The organism is Halobacillus karajensis, from assembly GCF_900108515.1.
GTDB classification, from domain to species: Bacteria; Bacillota; Bacilli; order Bacillales; family Halobacillaceae; genus Halobacillus; species Halobacillus karajensis.
On the sequence record NZ_FNWW01000003.1, the window covers coordinates 103,524 to 120,255 of the forward strand.

General features: G+C 43.9%; 18 protein-coding genes. 12 read left to right on the forward strand and 6 right to left on the reverse strand.

The features are described from left to right. Positions 1-59: 59 nt before the first annotated feature. The 3 genes from BLW54_RS07720 to BLW54_RS07730 all read left to right on the forward strand — a co-directional run bounded on the left by BLW54_RS07720 (position 60) and on the right by BLW54_RS07730 (position 1,798). Positions 60-467 carry a hypothetical protein gene (locus tag BLW54_RS07720; RefSeq protein ID WP_074733819.1) on the forward strand — a complete coding sequence of 136 codons (408 nt, stop codon included), beginning with the start codon at positions 60-62 and terminating at the stop codon, positions 465-467. A 64-nt stretch (positions 468-531) separates the two neighbouring features. Beyond that, positions 532-732, forward strand: coding sequence for a PLDc N-terminal domain-containing protein (locus BLW54_RS07725; protein ID WP_035505707.1), 201 nt, complete (start codon positions 532-534; stop codon positions 730-732). Positions 733-892: 160 nt separating this feature from the next. Continuing rightward, complete coding sequence (locus BLW54_RS07730; protein ID WP_074733821.1) at positions 893-1,798, forward strand: chemotaxis protein; 906 nt, start codon at positions 893-895, stop codon at positions 1,796-1,798. A 74-nt stretch (positions 1,799-1,872) separates the two neighbouring features. Here BLW54_RS07730 and BLW54_RS07735 read toward each other — a convergent pair whose 3' ends face one another. The 4 genes from BLW54_RS07735 to BLW54_RS07750 form a co-directional block, all read right to left on the reverse strand. After that, positions 1,873-2,073: a hypothetical protein gene (locus BLW54_RS07735; RefSeq protein WP_074733823.1), complete on the reverse strand. Its 201-nt coding sequence runs from the start codon at positions 2,071-2,073 to the stop codon at positions 1,873-1,875. A 65-nt stretch (positions 2,074-2,138) separates the two neighbouring features. Further along, positions 2,139-2,609, reverse strand: a complete 471-nt coding sequence (locus BLW54_RS07740; RefSeq protein ID WP_035505700.1) for a YkyB family protein — start codon at positions 2,607-2,609, stop codon at positions 2,139-2,141. A gap of 64 nt (positions 2,610-2,673) precedes the next feature. Next, positions 2,674-3,228 carry an SCO family protein gene (locus BLW54_RS07745; RefSeq protein ID WP_074733825.1) on the reverse strand — a complete coding sequence of 185 codons (555 nt, stop codon included), beginning with the start codon at positions 3,226-3,228 and terminating at the stop codon, positions 2,674-2,676. Between the two features lie 95 nt (positions 3,229-3,323). Next, positions 3,324-4,187: a metallophosphoesterase gene (locus BLW54_RS07750; RefSeq protein WP_074733827.1), complete on the reverse strand. Its 864-nt coding sequence runs from the start codon at positions 4,185-4,187 to the stop codon at positions 3,324-3,326. Positions 4,188-4,436: 249 nt separating this feature from the next. On the opposite strand from BLW54_RS07750, the gene fadH reads away from it, so the two are divergent. From fadH to BLW54_RS07770, 4 genes are all read left to right on the forward strand, one after another. Continuing rightward, entirely contained in the window at positions 4,437-5,204 is a 768-nt protein-coding gene (fadH, locus tag BLW54_RS07755; protein ID WP_074733829.1) for a 2,4-dienoyl-CoA reductase, read from the forward strand. Positions 5,205-5,955: 751 nt separating this feature from the next. Continuing rightward, positions 5,956-6,273 carry a metal-sensing transcriptional repressor gene (locus tag BLW54_RS07760; protein ID WP_035505691.1) on the forward strand — a complete coding sequence of 106 codons (318 nt, stop codon included), beginning with the start codon at positions 5,956-5,958 and terminating at the stop codon, positions 6,271-6,273. Between the two features lie 12 nt (positions 6,274-6,285). Then, entirely contained in the window at positions 6,286-8,685 is a 2,400-nt protein-coding gene (locus tag BLW54_RS07765) for a heavy metal translocating P-type ATPase (protein ID WP_074733831.1), read from the forward strand. An 86-nt stretch (positions 8,686-8,771) separates the two neighbouring features. After that, positions 8,772-8,972, forward strand: a complete 201-nt coding sequence (locus BLW54_RS07770) for a cation transporter (protein WP_074733833.1) — start codon at positions 8,772-8,774, stop codon at positions 8,970-8,972. 242 nt (positions 8,973-9,214) lie between these two features. Here the strand turns inward: BLW54_RS07770 and trhA are convergent, their stop codons facing one another. Next, positions 9,215-9,853 (reverse strand): PAQR family membrane homeostasis protein TrhA, encoded by a 639-nt coding sequence (gene trhA / locus BLW54_RS07775; protein ID WP_244153496.1) that lies wholly within the window; start codon positions 9,851-9,853, stop codon positions 9,215-9,217. Positions 9,854-10,108: 255 nt separating this feature from the next. Here trhA and cbpB point away from each other — a divergent pair, with 255 nt between their 5' ends. The 5 genes from cbpB (at position 10,109) to BLW54_RS07800 (ending at position 15,477) form a co-directional block, all read left to right on the forward strand. After that, positions 10,109-10,570 carry a cyclic-di-AMP-binding protein CbpB gene (gene cbpB, locus BLW54_RS07780; protein WP_074734124.1) on the forward strand — a complete coding sequence of 154 codons (462 nt, stop codon included), beginning with the start codon at positions 10,109-10,111 and terminating at the stop codon, positions 10,568-10,570. 73 nt (positions 10,571-10,643) lie between these two features. Next, positions 10,644-12,116 carry an MDR family MFS transporter gene (locus tag BLW54_RS07785; protein WP_074733835.1) on the forward strand — a complete coding sequence of 491 codons (1,473 nt, stop codon included), beginning with the start codon at positions 10,644-10,646 and terminating at the stop codon, positions 12,114-12,116. A gap of 61 nt (positions 12,117-12,177) precedes the next feature. Further along, entirely contained in the window at positions 12,178-12,897 is a 720-nt protein-coding gene (dapD, locus tag BLW54_RS07790) for a 2,3,4,5-tetrahydropyridine-2,6-dicarboxylate N-acetyltransferase (RefSeq protein ID WP_035505682.1), read from the forward strand. 75 nt (positions 12,898-12,972) lie between these two features. Further along, a complete protein-coding gene (locus BLW54_RS07795) occupies positions 12,973-14,088 on the forward strand; it encodes an N-acetyldiaminopimelate deacetylase (protein WP_035505679.1) in 1,116 nt (371 codons plus the stop codon). A 93-nt stretch (positions 14,089-14,181) separates the two neighbouring features. Beyond that, entirely contained in the window at positions 14,182-15,477 is a 1,296-nt protein-coding gene (locus BLW54_RS07800) for a hemolysin family protein (RefSeq protein ID WP_074733837.1), read from the forward strand. Positions 15,478-15,506: 29 nt separating this feature from the next. Here the strand turns inward: BLW54_RS07800 and BLW54_RS07805 are convergent, their stop codons facing one another. Continuing rightward, the gene (locus tag BLW54_RS07805; RefSeq protein WP_074733839.1) at positions 15,507-16,334 is read right to left on the reverse strand and encodes a mechanosensitive ion channel family protein; all 828 of its coding nucleotides are present in this window, start codon (positions 16,332-16,334) and stop codon (positions 15,507-15,509) included. Between the last annotated feature and the right edge of the window lie 398 nt (positions 16,335-16,732).

Here is a 16,732-nt window from a genome sequence, read left to right on the forward strand (position 1 = left end):
GTTTATCCTTTTCCTTCCTTGTTCATAATGGAGGTAAAAAGAACAGGGAGCGGTAATTGATGAATTTTCAGCATTGGTTTGATACAACGTTTTTGGATGAGACAATCGGATGGCTGGATCAGGACTTATTGAATGTATTTGGGTTGAAACCAGAATATGTCCAATTTGGTCTCGTTTTTTCATTTATGGTGGCATTGATGTGGGTGGTCAAACCGGTGATTGAGTGGATCATGATTCATCATTGGAAGGATCTCTCAAGCTATATCACCTGTGTCCTTCTCGCCCTTGTTTTTCTTCAGCTTGTGGACCGATATGCAATGTCTGATACGCAATCGACATTGCCCCATTATTATTGGTCGGTCTGCCTTCTCGCCCTTAGTAGTTACGGCCTTGCCTACGTAACAGGTAAATGGGTTCGCAAATTGTTTATGCGAATTTCCAGGCGGAACAAGAGAAAAGCCGCCTGATTTGAAACCATTTCTTTTCTTTTTCGTATAGTAAGAGGAGAAACGGAAATAGAGGAGGAGCATCATGGAAATCGGCATCATTTTTCTTGCTTTCTTAATTGTGGGAGGCGGGCTTCTTGCCTTGAATATTGTAACCAGTGTTTGGGCCTACAGGGATTCTGTCAGAAAAGGAAGAAGTTCTGCTTATAATTTAGTTGTTCTTATCGGCACCTTATTTTTCCCAATTGTAGGTCTGATTGTTTACTTGATTATAAGAAATGATTAATGAACGTATAGGCACAGCTTGTAGAGAATTCTATCCTTTCTCTACAAGCTTTTTGTTTGGATATCATAGACGAAGATGAATTCTTGGGTGAAAGGCTTCACTTTTGTTTTACAAAAGACGATATAAAGAGTTGAATCGATCATAGGAAGGACGATGCTTCATGAAGCAGGACCAGGGGGTCTTACTCGAGAGCGGAACAAACGAACTAGAAATTGTTGAATTTAGAATAGGAACCCACCGTTTTGGGATAAACGTTATAAAAGTGAAAGAAATTCTTACTCCACAGCCAGTCACGAAGATCCCTCACTCCCATCAATCGATAGAAGGGATCATTGAAATCCGGGGGGAAGTCGTTCCAGTAGTGGACGTTGCCCATGCGCTTGGCTTAGCATCATCAGAAGATCCGCAACAGGACAAATTCATATTGTCCGAATTCAACCAGACCAAAATCGTTTTCCATGTCCATACAGTGACAAAAATCCATCGTATTTCATGGGAGCAGATCGAAAAGCCGAGTAAAATGTACCAAGGATTAGAGACACAGATCACTGGTGTGATTAAGATGGAGAAAGGAATGCTGTTGCTGCTCGATTTTGAAAAAATAGTTGCAGATATCCATCCAGAATCAAGTATCCATACAGAGCAGCTGCGTGAGTTAGGGGAGCGGGAGCGTTCTCAAAAGAAAATCCTGATCGTCGAGGACTCGGGTATGCTGCGAGTCATGCTCCAGGAGACGTTAAGCGGGGCAGGCTATGACAATACGGTCAGCTTTGAAGATGGTAAAGAAGCCTATGAACACCTGAAGGCATTGTTGGAAGAAGGGAAATCCATCGAAGAAGAATACCAGTTAATCATTACTGATATCGAGATGCCGCAGATGGACGGCCACCACTTCACCCGTCTTTTGAAAGAACAGGAAGAGATGAAACAGCTTCCTGTCGTGATTTTCTCTTCCTTAATTACAGATGACCTGCGCCATAAAGGAGAAATGGTTGGTGCAGACGCCCAAGTTTCCAAACCGGAAATCGTAGAGCTTGTAAAAATTATTGACCATCACATTCTTTAAAAGTCTCTTTATCCATTAGAGAAGGGAAATAAAAAACATCCGCTGTTTTCAGCGGATGTTTTTTATTCTTTATTTCAAAACTGATCAAAAAGCTCATCGTGCCCAAGCGTAGGCATGTCTTGATAGGGTTTCGGACCTTGCTTTGTCGGTGAGGAATCAACAACGGTTTTCTTATGATTATCAGAAAGATGTTCATAGGAAGCACGCATTTCAGTCGTGTATTCCATATACTTCTTCAAATGATATAAAAAGTCTTCTGCTTCACTAACAGCCATTTTATCATCCTCCACTTGTCCATTCCTTGTTCATAAAGAAATGAAGCCCGTAAAAGAGGCTCCCTTTATGGGCGTCTTCTTTGGCGTTGGTTCCAGGGCCCTCCCGTAGGCTGTCCGAGGAAACTTCCATGAGAGGTGGCCTGGAAACTGTATGCCGGTTTCTTCGATGGCTGCCAGTTGAGATATTGATAAAGCGTACGTTTGGCTCTCGACAAGGATTTTTTGGGTTTTGGATTCCGGTAGGATTGGTCGACTTTTCCTAAATGCTTTACCTGCTTAAAATCTTGCTTTGACGCAGGCACGTGGAAATAATAACCGCCAATTTCAATGAGGAGGGTCGAGTGCTGTTGACTAAACTTCGGATGGTCGGAAAAGTGAAGTCCGACCTTTTTTGCGCGGTTTTCTTTTAGGAGTTTATCAATCGTATGCTTTTTAATATCATATAGGTGTTTCGGTTCGGGTGCTGTTTTCGCGTGGCGATTGACGATGAATAAAGATTCGGCTATATCGCGGTTCGTTAATGGGTTGTCTTTCATCTATGATCTCCTTTCCCCTCAAGTATAGCTTTCTTCGATGTAGTTTACAACTTTTTACATTCATCTATTCTTTTAATTTTTTCAGATCTTCGACAATTTTTGTGACTGAATCCGCTTTTGTGCCACTGTAGGTTTCTTGAATATTACCATCAGGACCGACGAGGAAAAAACTTGTGCCGTGTGCCACCTGATTGGAATCCTCCATTTTTTTGACAGGCGATTGGAAAGATTTGATCGACCATTCTTTCACGTCCTGGTAGCTGTACCCTGTAAGAAAATCCCAGTGTTCAAAATCCGGCTGATAGTTCTCGGCAAAAGCAAGCAGATTATCTTGAGTATCATTCTCTGGATCGACACTGACCGATACCAGCTGGATATCAAGGCCCTCTTCTTGTAACTGCGCCTGCAGTCTCGACATATTGCCAGTCATTGGGGGACAGACGGTTTCACAATTGGTAAAAATAAAATCCGCCACCCAGTAATCTCCCGCATATTCTTTCGGTACGGATACTTGCTCCCCGTGTTGATTAATGGCTGATAATTCTTCTACATCCTTAGAGCCGCAGCCGGCAGAGATAAGAAGGATAAGCAGAAGACTGAACCCAAATTTCATCTTCATTCGTATGACCAACTTTCTAAATTGATTCTAGTGTACCATTCCCATTTTAAAAGGACAGAAGAGTGATGAATCTGTCACAAAACTGTAAGAGTTGGTTATGGGTGTTCCCCCGTTTTTAAATGAAAAACGGAAATCTCCGGACGACATAGAAAACGGTAAGGGAGTCTTGTTGTACCAATGCCTCTACTGACATAAAGCTCCAATCCATTATCCATGGGGTAATGACCTTCTACATAATGTTCCGCATAAGGGGGCGTGACAAGGTATCCGAAGAACGGGACCTGTACTTGTCCTCCATGGCTATGGCCGGATAGTTGCACATCGATCGGGAGGTGTTGATATTCCGAAGCCACATCAGGTTCATGAACCATCACCAATGTGAAAGCTTCTTCATCTACGTTTTTCAGTGTTTGTTTGATATCTGGCTTTCCGAGCATAACGTCATCCACTCCAGCAAGTGTAAATGATTCTGAACCATTCGTAATGGAAGTATGTTCGTTTTGCAAAAGCTGGAACCCGCTCTGTTCAAAAACGCTGCGGATTTTTTCTGTACCATAGCCCCCGTGATCATGGTTCCCATAAATCCAGAACTTCCCTTTAGGTGCTTCTAATTTCTTTAAAATATTCACAAGCCGCGATGGAAAAGCATAGGTTTGGGGCTCATCGACAAGATCCCCTGTGAATAAAATCAGATCCGGCTCTTCCTCATTAATTTTTGCAACCAGTCGTTCTAAATCATCGAGTTCATAGTGAAAACCAATATGTGTATCTGAAAACTGAAGCACTTTGAAATTATGAAAATTGCGTGGAATTTTATGATTGATGATCTCATGGTTCCGGATGGCCAGCATGTTCGGTTCGATATAACGAGCATAAGAATACCCGAAAACGTTCAGTCCGATTAATGCACCAATGCCTGCAAGTGTTCGTTTGATAAATGTTCTTCTTGTTATTTTCATGTCGTCTCTCCTCTTAATTCTTTCGCCATTATAACATGGGTGACGGAAAGAATACGTCGAAAATTCCTGTTTATGAGAATATGAAACTTTTTCTTTAGATCCTATTTCGTCCTTATATGTGAAAAGCCAAGGGAGGATGGGTGTGTGTGTAATGAAATGTAAAAATATCCGTTATTTTAAAAAATGAACAGGTATTCAGTTTGTTGGTGTGGAATAGAATATAGAGAGATCAAGAGGAGGTTTTTACATATGGACAATCAAGTGGTCATCGTAACAGGCGGATCCAGTGGTATGGGGCTGCATATGGCAAAAAGGTTTGTCGAAGAAGGGGCGAAAGTCGCAATCACGGGCCGTAATGTAGAACGTTTAGAGGAAGCGAAAAAACAAATCGCAGCTGGGAACGAGGAGAACGTCCTTGCCATACAAATGGATGTTCGCGAAGTGGAGGATACAAAACGTATGGTCGCTGAGACCGTTGATGCTTTTGGACAAATCGATCACCTGGTCAACAATGCCGCAGGGAACTTCATCGCACCGGCAGAAGAATTGTCCCCCAATGGATGGAATTCGGTCATCAATATCGTACTGAATGGCACATTCTACTGCAGTCAGGCCGTTGGGAAGTATTGGATTGAAAATGAAATTAAAGGGTCAATCCTGAATATCGTTGCTACTTATGCTTGGGGTGCCGGGGCAGGGGTTATCCATTCTGCATCCGCTAAATCAGGGGTACTGACCATGACACGTACACTCGCCGTCGAATGGGGGACGAAATACGGCATTCGTGCCAATGCTATTGCCCCGGGGCCGATTGAACGGACAGGGGGAGCAGAAAAACTATTTCAATCTGAGAAAGCAGCGAAACGTACGTTAGCTTCCGTCCCTCTTGGACGCCTTGGAACACCAGAAGAAATCGCTGGACTTGCGACGTTTATTCTTTCGAAAGAAGCTTCGTACATGAATGGGGAAGTTGTTACTCTTGATGGGGGGCAATGGTTGAATAAATTCCCTTTTTAAGCGAGAGGGGATCGCCGTAATATGAAAATGACCAAAACCCTTGTCCATTGATAATGGAAATCTTGTAATCAATGGAGCAGGATGGTCACAAGTACAGATCAAAACCCTTTTAGGGTGATGCTCATGTCACCTATTTAAGGGAATGGCTCATTAGTGAAGGTATGACATAGAGGAGGGCAACCCTTATTCGGGATGCCCTCCTTTTGTATAGTTTGGAGATTTTATCCTCCTCACTGTTTTTCCCTCTTACATTTCTTCCTTAATCTTTTTTTACTAAGACCTAATTAAGCAGGATACTGGTAAAGAAACCTAAAATCATGGTGTTTCCATCATAAAAAAACAAGAAGCTTGATTCGGGGGCGGTGGGTCTTGGAAACGGACGAAGTGGACAAGCGCCATCCATCCGAACATCTCCCTCAAATGCCATAAGTGATAGGGAACCGCTTTTTTAGCTGCTGTGAAGGCGTTCTTCCTTCCTCATTCCAAAAATTACTCCACCATGCGATCGGACCTAAAAACCAGCCATTGATCGGTTATACGTCATCCATGGTCGTCACCATCTGCGGATGCCTAATGATATCGATAGTCATAATGAGAGCAAATAAAAGTCCGATAGTTAAGAATCCCCTCCTATTTTATATACCCCTAGGGAGTAAAAAATAAACATCACCAAATACTAATATAACAAAAGCATAATTGTTGACTTATATACCCGTACCCCGTATATTATGATTGAAAGGAGGCGGTAGGAATGACAGATGAATTACTCCCGGAAAACAGCGGAAAAAAACCGGTCAAACCGCGTACAAATGATGAGAAACAAGCAATAACTAATCGTTTAAAACGAATCGAAGGTCAAGTGCGCGGCATCCAGAAAATGGTGGAAGAGGACCGCTACTGTGTGGATATACTCGTACAAATTTCAGCAATCAATAAAGCATTAAATAAAGTCGGATACAATCTAATGGAACGACACACCCATCACTGCGTCAAAGGTGCGATTCAGAACGGCGATGGAGACGAGGCGATTGAAGAATTAATGAAAGTCGTCCAGCAATTCTCTAAGTAAGGAGGAGGAGATATGTCGGAGAAAAAGAAAATGAATGTCGGTATTACCGGGATGACGTGTTCAGCTTGTTCGGCAAGGATCGAAAAGGTCCTTAACAAAATGGAAGGTGTAGAAGCGAATGTCAACCTTGCCATGGAAAAAGCCAACATCCGCTATGATGATGCCGTCACACCTGATGAGATTACCTCCCGGATTGAAAAGCTTGGGTATGGAGTCCAGAAAGAACGGGTGGAACTTGATATTCAGGGCATGACGTGTTCGGCCTGTTCCACAAGAATTCAGAAAGCCCTTAATAAGACAGAAGGGGTGAACGAGGCCTCCATCAACCTGGCTACAGAAGCAGGCGTCGTGGAGTATGACCCGGATCAGCTCTCTGTTGATGACATTCTTAGGAAAGTGGAGAAACTCGGATACCATGCTGTCACGAAACAGACACGTGAAGAACAGAAAGAGAAAAAGGAAGATGAAATACAGGAAAAGAAACGGAAACTCTGGATTTCCGCCATTCTTTCATTCCCGCTTTTATATACGATGTTCGCCCATTTGCCTTGGGATATTGGTGTCCCTGTTCCGTCAATACTCATGAATCCATGGTTTCAATTTCTCCTTGCTACGCCTGTTCAATTTTATATTGGGGCACCGTTTTACAAAGGAGCTTATAGAGCCCTTTCCAATAAGAGTGCCAACATGGATGTTCTCGTCGCCCTCGGGACATCGGCGGCCTATTTTTACAGTCTTGTTGAAGCTATCCGTGCAGAGATGAATCCAGGTGCCATGCCTGAGTTGTACTTTGAAACAAGTGCTGTATTGATTACACTCATTCTTGTCGGTAAATTGTTTGAAGCCCTTGCTAAAGGAAGGACAACAGCGGCCCTAACGAAATTATTGAATTTACAGGCCAAAGAGGCGACGGTCATTCGGAAAGGGAAAGAAGAGAAAGTTCCTGTTGAGCAAGTCCAGGTCGGAGATGAGCTTATTGTTAAACCTGGCGAAAAAATACCCGTCGACGGTATTGTGCTCAGTGGTATGACGTCTATTGATGAATCGATGATTACAGGTGAATCGATCCCGGTCGATAAACAGGAAGGAGAGCCTGTCATTGGCTCGACCATCAATAAGAATGGAACGATTCATATGAAAGCAGAGCGTGTGGGCAAAGATACGGCGTTAGCCGGCATTGTCAACATCGTGGAGGAGGCCCAAGGCTCCAAAGCACCGATTCAACGGACCGCTGACAATATTTCAGGGATCTTTGTTCCGATTGTTGTCGGCATAGCGCTTGTGACCTTTGGGATCTGGATCTTATTTATAGCCCCGGGAGAATGGCCGCCCGCGCTTGAAGCGGCGATTGCTGTTTTGGTCATTGCATGTCCATGTGCTCTCGGTCTAGCCACACCGACTTCGATCATGGTTGGAACAGGGAAAGGGGCAGAGCAGGGCATTCTCTTTAAAGGCGGCGAATATTTAGAAGGGACTCATCGGTTGACGACTATCCTCTTAGATAAAACAGGAACAGTGACGAAAGGGAAACCCGAAGTCACCGATTTTATTTCCTTTGAGGAGGATAAAAAATTATTATCCCTCGTTGTTGCTGCTGAGAAATCTTCTGAGCACCCTTTGGCTGAAGCGATTGTTCAATACGGGGAAGCACAGGGGATCACTCGTTCAGGAACGCCTGAATTTGAAGCCGTTCCCGGGCACGGGGTTAAAGCGGTCGTTGATGGTAAACAAGTGGATATTGGGACAAGAAAATTAATGGAGCGGGAAGATATCGCTTTTGAATCCTATCTAGAAGAAATGGCTGAGCTGGAACAAGAAGGAAAAACAGTGATGTTCATTGCCGTTGATGGAGAAATGAGAGGCTATATAGCGGTTGCTGATACAGTGAAGGAAACATCGAAACAAGCGATTGCTGAATTGAAGAAGATGGGCCTTGCTGTTTATATGGTCACAGGGGATAACTCAAGAACCGCAGAGGCTATTGCGAAAGAAGTCGGTATTGATGGCGTATTTGCTGAGGTCTTACCGGAGGAAAAAGCAGACAAAGTGAAAGAACTTCAGAAACGAGGAGAAAAAGTGGCCATGGTTGGAGATGGTATTAATGATGCCCCCTCTCTTGCAACGGCAGATATCGGAATCGCGATTGGCACAGGTTCAGACGTGGCCATTGAAACGGCTGACATCACATTGGTCGGGGGTGACCTTGTTCACTTGAGCCAGGCGATTAGATTGAGCAGGAAAACCATGCGCAATATTCGCCAGAACCTTTTTTGGGCTTTAGCTTATAACTCAGCAGGTATCCCGGTCGCCGCCCTCGGTCTCCTGGCCCCTTGGGTGGCCGGTGCAGCCATGGCGTTTAGTTCAGTCAGTGTTGTCACGAACTCCCTGCGTTTAAAACGCGTGAAGATGTAAAGGATTAAGGAATCCCCGCTCTTCTGTCAGCGGTTTCCAACTATAGGATAAATGATCTCCAGTAAAAAATAGAAAGGATGGTAAAGATGGAAACAACTCTTAAAATCGAAGGTATGACTTGCGGTCACTGCAAAAGCGCTGTTGAGGGAGCACTGAAAGAGGTAGATGGCGTGAATGAAGTCAACGTCAATTTGGAAACAGGTCAGGTGAAAGTCTCCCACGCTGATTCTGCGAACAAAGTGGAAATGAGAGAAGTTGTGGAAGAACAAGGATACGATGTTGTATAAAAGAATCCCCCGGTTATTATGGCCGGGGGGGATATTTTCATATGGGTTTTATTTATCTGAATGGCACTTAAGGGGAAGTGGGAAAGCGTTCGTTTTCTTTTGCCTGGACGGATCACCCCCCGGATGATCCTCCCTGAGGATTCGCTCTCAAGGTATTTATGGAAGAGGGGCTCCCTTGTGGTATCAATGCAGGATAGTTAAGACAAAGAAAAGAACCGCAGAGGGAACTACGGTTCGTGGGTTTATCCAATAATATAGAAGAAAATAGAGAAAAAGTGAAGAATCGATCCTCCCAGCACAAACAAATGCCAGACCATATGGTGATACTTAAAACTTCGCCACACATAAAAAATCGACCCAATCGAATACATAACCCCGCCAACCACAAGGTAAGTGATGCCTGCGGCCGGCACTTGAGCGGTCAATGGCGCCCATGCCAGGACAATTAACCACCCCATTAGCACATAAAAAATGGTGGACATGACGACAAACTTTTTAACAAAGAACACTTTGAACACAATCCCGAGTACCGCTATTCCCCATACGATACCAAACAGCGTCCATCCCAGTGTACCTCGTAATGGAATGAGCAATATAGGTGTATAGGTCCCCGCAATAAATAAGTAAATGGAAGAATGGTCAAAAATCTCAAACAAATCTTTAGCTTTTCCAGGAGGAAAACTGTGTACAAGAGTGGAAGATACATATAACAGCAGCATCGTAACCCCGTAAATGGTCACACTCGTGATATGCCAGGGGTTGCCATTGAAACTTGCGAATAGGATGAGCAGAACAAGCATGGCGATACTAAGAATGGCGCCAATCCCATGGGTGATGGCATTCGCGATTTCTTCGCGCTTTGAAAATGTATGGGTGAGCAAATGATTCATCTCCAATGTTTTAGTTAATGATCCCCATTATACGCCTCTACTAATCATAAATAAAGAATGATTCGCTAAAAAGTGGTTTAACCCAAATAAGGATGGGGGTAAAGGAAATTCGGAAGTTAGGCTAGAGAGAGAATTGTCGGAAATTGCGTTCGTTATGAGAGTGAAATTATGATAGAATATGTATTGGTCCAAAGAGCGTCTCTTTCTGCTCCTTCAATGTTCGAAAAAAGAGGAGTGAATAAGAACATGATAAGTTTAGAAAAAGAAGCATTAAGGATCCCGCTCGTTTCAGAACTTATGATTCCATCTGAGAAAGTAGCACACGTACAAATTGAAAACCCGCTGGAACATGCGCTGTTAGTGCTGGTCAAGTCCGGCTATTCAGCTGTTCCTGTCTTAGATCCTACGTATCAATTTCAAGGAGTCATTAGTAAAACGAAGATTTTAGAAGAAACGTTGGGAATTGAGGAATTTGAGTTGAATCGACTGTCTGAGATGACAGTAAAAGAAGTGATGGATAATGAAGTGCCGTGTTTACAACCTGGTGATAACATGATTGACGCCATGCACAAGCTCATTGATTTTCCGTTCGTCTGTGTGACGAATGAAGAGGGAGAATTTGACGGCATTGTCACCCGCCGGACGATTCTTAAACAATTCAGCAAGCATTATCACGAGACATTCAAATACAATGATAGAAGCAAATGAATAAACAGACTATGGTAAAATAGATGACATCGAGGATGTCATCTATTTTTGTCTAATGAAGGTGTAGATACATATGCAGGGAAAACAACAAAAACGGGGACTTGTGCTTGCTTCGATTATGCTTAGTATGTTTCTGGCTGCTATCGAAGCGACCATTGTCTCTACAGCAATGCCGAGTATCGTAGCTGACCTTGGCGGTTTCAGTTTATACAGCTGGGTTTTTTCCGCTTATTTACTGACAAATGCAGCGACCGTACTCTTGTTTGGCCGGTTATCGGATGTGTTTGGCAGAAAGCCGGTATTTCTATTCGGAATCAGTCTGTTTCTTGTGGGGGCGGTTATTTGCGCGCTTGCCCCTTCGATGAAAGTATTAATTGCAGCAAGGCTGGTGCAGGGGCTTGGTGCAGGGGCACTTATGCCGATAGCAACCACGATCGTCGGGGACATTTATACAAAAGAAGAACGGGCGAAAATCCAGGGATATCTTTCTAGTGTCTGGGGGATCTCCGCCGTAACTGGGCCTGCCCTCGGCGGTTTTTTTGTGGATGTTCTCGATTGGCCCTATGTCTTTTGGATGAACATTCCGCTTGGATTGTTGGCGTTATTCGGTATTATTTTCTTTTTTAAAGAAGACGTGTCCAAAGAAAAGCGCAGTGTCGATATTGCAGGATCAGCATGGGTGGTGATCACAGTCAGTACAGTCATGATCATCCTGGTTGAAGGTGGAGTCGGCATTGATTGGGATTCGTGGACGATGGTATCCATGATCGTTGTGGCGTTCACAGGAGCTATTGTATTCTTTCAGCACGAAAGGAAAACGGATGACCCAATGATGCCAATGGACTTATGGCATATACGGTCGATCCGCTATGCCAATTTAACCTCCTTAACAACAGGGATGATTTTAATCGGGGTGAGCAGCTATCTGCCTGCTTTTGTGCAGGGAGTGATGGAGCAATCGGCAACAGTTGCAGGGTTTACCCTGACGACGATGTCGATTGGATGGCCGATTGCCGCAACCATTGCCGGGCGGCTCATATTAAAAATCGGTTTCCGGCCGACGGCTGTTCTCGGAGGTGTTTCCCTCATCATCGGTGCTCTGATTTTTTCTTTATTAAGCCCTGAGAAGGGTCCTTGGTTTGCGGCCATGGGTTCGTTATTCATAGGAATTGGGATGGGCCTTTCCTCGACATCATTCATTGTATCGATTCAAAACAGTGTAAGCTGGCAGAAACGGGGCATCGCAACGGCTACCAATATGTTTATGCGTACGATTGGCAGTGCGCTTGGTGCGGCATTGCTTGGTGGGATTTTAAACAGCCAAGTCGCTGGTGCTGTCGAAGCGTCTGGACTGCCTGATTCCTTTAGTGTGGACTCTGCTAATGCTTTACTTAGAGAAGAGACTAGGAACGAGCTGGGTCATGAGGCCCTCCACGTATTACAGGACGGACTTACATCTGGATTACATCTTGTCTACAATGGTCTTTTGGTGCTCGCCATTATTAGTTTCCTACTAATTCTGCAAATTCCGAAAAAAGAAGATTGATAAACTTGGGGTTACTTTGATAAAGTAAAGGATGAAAGATACATAGAAGGAGGAATTCATAATGAACCAAATGGACGCAAATGAAATTATTTCTTTCATTTCAAATAGTGAAAAATCAACACCAGTCAAAGTTTACGTCAAAGGTGAAAACTTGGATCAAATCGACTTTGGCGAGCAGGTTCAGGACTTCATTTCTGGACAGTCCGGTGTCATTTTCGGTGAATGGAAAGTCATTCAGCCGCTTCTGGAAAAGTATCAAGATCAAATTGAAGACTACGTCCTTGAAAATGACCGTCGTAATTCAGCTATTCCTTTGCTTGATCTGAAAAAAGTGAATGCAAGGATTGAACCGGGGGCTATCATCCGTGACCAGGTAGAAATCGGTGATGGGGCTGTCATCATGCTTGGTGCAATGATCAATATTGGTTCTGTTGTAGGAGAAGGTACAATGATTGATATGAATGTTGTGCTGGGAGGACGCGCGACCGTCGGTAAGAACTGTCACATTGGAGCAGGTGCTGTGCTGGCGGGTGTCATTGAACCTCCTTCTGCTAAACCGGTCGTCATTGAAGATGGTGTCGTCATTGGAGCGAACGCCGTGGTTCTTGAAGGCGTGACTGTCGGTGAAGGTGCGGTTGTTGCGGCAGGTTCAATCGTGACCGAAGATGTTCCAGCAAACACTTTAGTTGCCGGAACACCAGCTAAAGTTATCAAAAACATTGACGATCAAACGAAGTCCAAGACTGAGATTAAACAGGAACTTCGTAAGTTGGATAACTGATCACTTCATGCCATTTTTTTATCATTACAAGGCCTTGCTCTTGGAGCAGGGCCTTTCGTATAGGGAGGACCTATGATGGAACAAGAACAACTCATCAAGGTGAGAAGAGCGTTACACCAAATTCCTGAACTCGGATTCAAGGAATATGAAACACAAAAGTATTTACTTGATTTTATCGAAACACTGCCTCAGAGCTCCTTAACCGTTGAAACATGGAAAACAGGGATTTTTGTTCATGTGAAAGGCAGTGTCGGTGGTAAAACCATCGGTTACCGGGCAGATATTGATGGACTGCCCCTCACGGAGGAAACTGGATATCAATTTCGCTCGGTACACGAAGGTCTGATGCACGCGTGCGGGCACGATTTCCATATGACTATTGCTCTCGGTGCTTTAGCACGCCTGGCGGAAAGTCCTGTTGAAGATCATATTGTCTTTATTTTTCAACCGGCAGAAGAGGGACCTGGAGGAGCGGAACCCATGCTTCAGTCTGCACAGATGGAGCAATTCCGCCCAGATGTCATTTTCGGTTTGCATGTGGCTCCGGAACTTCCTGTGGGGACGGTATCATCCAAGCCGGGATTGCTGTTTGCCAATACGAGTGAACTTTTTATCGATTTTAAAGGAGTGGGCGGGCATGCGGCGTTCCCGCATTTAACTCATGATATGGTCGTGACCGCGAGTGCTTTTGTCTCCCACTTACAGCAGATCGTTGCCCGCAGGGTGGATCCATTAGACAGTGCGGTCATTACCGTCGGCAAAATAGAGGCTGGGACGGTTCAGAATATTATTGCTCAGGCAGCCAGACTGGAAGGCACGATCCGCACCTTATCTCCAGAAGCCATGGAGAAGGTGAAAGGAGAAATTGAGAAAGTCGCCCGCGGCTTTGAGATTGCCAATGACTGTGGAATCACGATCGACTACGGTTCCAACTACCACCAAGTGTACAATGATGCCAAACAAGTGGAGCGATTCGAAAAGATCGTGGAAGACAGCCCTTACTCCTATCAGGAAGCAAAGATGGCGATGACAGGGGAAGACTTTGGTTACATGTTGAAAGAAATTCCCGGCTTTATGTTCTGGCTTGGAGTGGACTCCGAAGCTGGTCTGCATCAAGCGTCCCTGAAACCTGAGGAAGACGCCTTGGTTGTTGGGGTCGATCTGGTTGAAAAGGGATTGCGCGAGCTTTAAGTAAGAATAGGTTCAACGTTACGGTAAACAATAGTAGATAGCTGAATGAAGGAGCGGAAAGCCTCCTTCTTTTTTTTGTAAGGAGTGGCTTCTATGGAGACGACCATCAAATTAATCGCTGTAGCCGTTTTAATCCTTTTGACGGCCTTTTTCGTTGCCAGTGAATTCGCTATTGTAAAAGTAAGAAAAACAAGGTTTGAGGCGAGAGCAGCAGAAGGTGAGAAAAAAGCCGAAAATGCGATGCGCATATTGAATGATCTCGATTATTATTTGAGTGCATGCCAGCTCGGGATTACCATCACCGCTCTTGGATTAGGCTGGTTAGGCGAACCCACGCTTGAAGTGTTAGTAAGACCGGTACTAGATCGAGTCGCTTTACCTGAAGGTGTGACTCATACTCTCTCTTTTGTGTTGGCTTTCTTTGTCATCACCTTTCTTCATGTGGTCCTCGGCGAGCTGGCTCCCAAAACGATGGCGATCCAAAAAGCAGAAAAGATTACATTGTTTCTATCTAACCCCCTAATGTTGTACAGCAAGGTGATGTATCCACTGATCTGGCTCTTAAATGGATCGGCTAATGTAATCGTCCGCATGCTGGGTTTTCAAACAGCAAAGGAGTCAGATGACGTTCACTCTGAAGAAGAATTGCGTCACATCTTAACGAAAAGTTATCAAAAAGGGGAAATTAACCGCTCCGAATATACGTATGTTGATCGGATCTTTGAGTTTGATAATCGAACGGCTAAAGAAATAATGATCCCAAGAACAGAAATGTCTGTGATTGATGTCCATCGTTCTGTCACGAATGCCATCCGGGAAGTGAAACATAATCGCTATACGCGGTACCCGATTATTGAAGGGGACAAAGATAAGGTTATTGGAATCATCCATATGAAAGAATTGCTGTATGATGATGCCGAACAACAAAATAGTCTCCGGCCTTTTTTACGTCCGGTCATGAAAGTGTTTGAGAATATCCCGATTCATGATCTGCTTGTAAAAATGCAGAAGAATCATACCCATATGGCCGTACTGATCGATGAATACGGGGGGACAGCGGGGATTGTGACCGTGGAGGATATTTTAGAAGAGATAGTCGGCGAGATTCGTGATGAATTTGACGCGGAAGAGGAGCGTGACATCAAGCGATTAAAGAACGGTCATTTCTTAATTGAGGGAAAAACGCCGATTCAGGATATTAATGAGTTTTTTGATATTCAGTTGAACCATAATGACATCGACACGATCTCTGGTTGGATCTATACAAGAGACTTTGAGGCGAAGGAAGGGACTGTCGTACAGGGAGAAGGCTATTCCTTTAAAATTGTTGATTTAGTCAAAGGGCAAATAAAAAAAGTAGAGATGTGGAAAGATGAATCCAAAAAATAGCCCGGCCGTTAAGGCCGGGCTTTCTCTATTTACGCATCTTTTTGGATAAAGACTTGATGAGGGAATGGAATTTCTATATCAGCGGCATCAAGCGCTTCTTTCATCGCTTTTCTTAAATCACGTTCGACTGCCCACTGCTCCATGTTTTTCGTTTTACCGAGAATACGAATGACGACATCAGAGGAACCGAGGCTTTGTACACCAAGGACATTTGGCCCTTCAACAAATCGTTCATCTTCTGAGAAATCGTCCGCCACTTTTTGTAATACATCCATAGCTGCGTCGATATTTTCATCATATCCGATCCCAATATCGACAAGGGCGCGCATATTGCCACGGGAATGGTTGGCAACACCGACAATGTTACGGTTTGGAACGAAGTTCAACGTTCCGTCAAAACTACGGATTTTTGTCGTACGGATGCCGACTTCTTCCACAACCCCGTCATAGCCGCCAGCGGTAATGTAATCATCTACCTCAATTTGTCTTTCCAGGAGCAGGAAAAATCCTGTAACGATATCAGAAACAAGACCTTGGGCACCGAAACCGATGGCAAGTCCTACAATTCCAGCCCCTGCTAGTAGTGGTCCGATTTCAATACCGATGGTACTTAATAACATCATTATCAGTATGAAAAATAGGACATAAGAAAAAATATTAACCGTGAGTTTTTGCAGCGTTTTGTTCCGACCTTCCGATATATTGCGCTGTTGGCTCATCCGGTTAATCGCTGCTTCGATCGCTTTGCTTCCAAGTGGTTTAATAATAGCGAAGGCAATCAACAGGACAATTATCTTTAATCCTCCTGTAATGAGCACATTAAAATCAAAGTTTAATCCTTCTTCAAATAAATTCATAGGGGGCTCCTTTCCAACTTCTATGTTTATCTCCTTTACTAGGATAGCGGAAAAGAGGAGGTCATTTCAACGAATTTCGCCGATATAGCCCATTTTTGTCGAAAAAATACGTCTCTCGCTTTTGTAGTTCTTTTATAACAAACCAAAATAAAGCATACCGAATGAACAACCTCCATATTAATGGAAAAGTTGTTCTTTTTTTATGAAAGGAGAGCCTAGTGAAAACATATTGGCTTGAGGATAATAGCTTTATACGCTCTTATCCTGATTTCCATCCTTCCCGCTCTCCTCCTTTCGACTGAGGAATATTCATCCTTTAGATAGAAAATTTGAAAAATTATAGCAAATAGGTAGATATTTATTTCGATACCCGATATATTTATAATTACGTTAAAAAA

What these genes read in the sequence shown, in the direction of transcription:
- BLW54_RS07770 (WP_074733833.1), top strand. Translation starts at nt 8,772, where the DNA reads ATGGAAACAACTCTTAAAATCGAAGGTATGACTTGCGGTCACTGCAAA.
- BLW54_RS07805 (WP_074733839.1), bottom strand. Translation starts at nt 16,334, where the DNA reads ATGAATTTATTTGAAGAAGGATTAAACTTTGATTTTAATGTGCTCATT.
- BLW54_RS07745 (WP_074733825.1), bottom strand. Translation starts at nt 3,228, where the DNA reads ATGAAGATGAAATTTGGGTTCAGTCTTCTGCTTATCCTTCTTATCTCT.
- BLW54_RS07760 (WP_035505691.1), top strand. Translation starts at nt 5,956, where the DNA reads ATGACAGATGAATTACTCCCGGAAAACAGCGGAAAAAAACCGGTCAAA.
- BLW54_RS07765 (WP_074733831.1), top strand. Translation starts at nt 6,286, where the DNA reads ATGTCGGAGAAAAAGAAAATGAATGTCGGTATTACCGGGATGACGTGT.
- BLW54_RS07725 (WP_035505707.1), top strand. Translation starts at nt 532, where the DNA reads ATGGAAATCGGCATCATTTTTCTTGCTTTCTTAATTGTGGGAGGCGGG.
- BLW54_RS07720 (WP_074733819.1), top strand. Translation starts at nt 60, where the DNA reads ATGAATTTTCAGCATTGGTTTGATACAACGTTTTTGGATGAGACAATC.
- cbpB (WP_074734124.1), top strand. Translation starts at nt 10,109, where the DNA reads ATGATAAGTTTAGAAAAAGAAGCATTAAGGATCCCGCTCGTTTCAGAA.
- BLW54_RS07785 (WP_074733835.1), top strand. Translation starts at nt 10,644, where the DNA reads ATGCAGGGAAAACAACAAAAACGGGGACTTGTGCTTGCTTCGATTATG.
- BLW54_RS07800 (WP_074733837.1), top strand. Translation starts at nt 14,182, where the DNA reads ATGGAGACGACCATCAAATTAATCGCTGTAGCCGTTTTAATCCTTTTG.
- dapD (WP_035505682.1), top strand. Translation starts at nt 12,178, where the DNA reads ATGAACCAAATGGACGCAAATGAAATTATTTCTTTCATTTCAAATAGT.
- BLW54_RS07735 (WP_074733823.1), bottom strand. Translation starts at nt 2,073, where the DNA reads ATGGCTGTTAGTGAAGCAGAAGACTTTTTATATCATTTGAAGAAGTAT.
- BLW54_RS07750 (WP_074733827.1), bottom strand. Translation starts at nt 4,187, where the DNA reads ATGAAAATAACAAGAAGAACATTTATCAAACGAACACTTGCAGGCATT.
- BLW54_RS07740 (WP_035505700.1), bottom strand. Translation starts at nt 2,609, where the DNA reads ATGAAAGACAACCCATTAACGAACCGCGATATAGCCGAATCTTTATTC.
- fadH (WP_074733829.1), top strand. Translation starts at nt 4,437, where the DNA reads ATGGACAATCAAGTGGTCATCGTAACAGGCGGATCCAGTGGTATGGGG.
- BLW54_RS07795 (WP_035505679.1), top strand. Translation starts at nt 12,973, where the DNA reads ATGGAACAAGAACAACTCATCAAGGTGAGAAGAGCGTTACACCAAATT.
- BLW54_RS07730 (WP_074733821.1), top strand. Translation starts at nt 893, where the DNA reads ATGAAGCAGGACCAGGGGGTCTTACTCGAGAGCGGAACAAACGAACTA.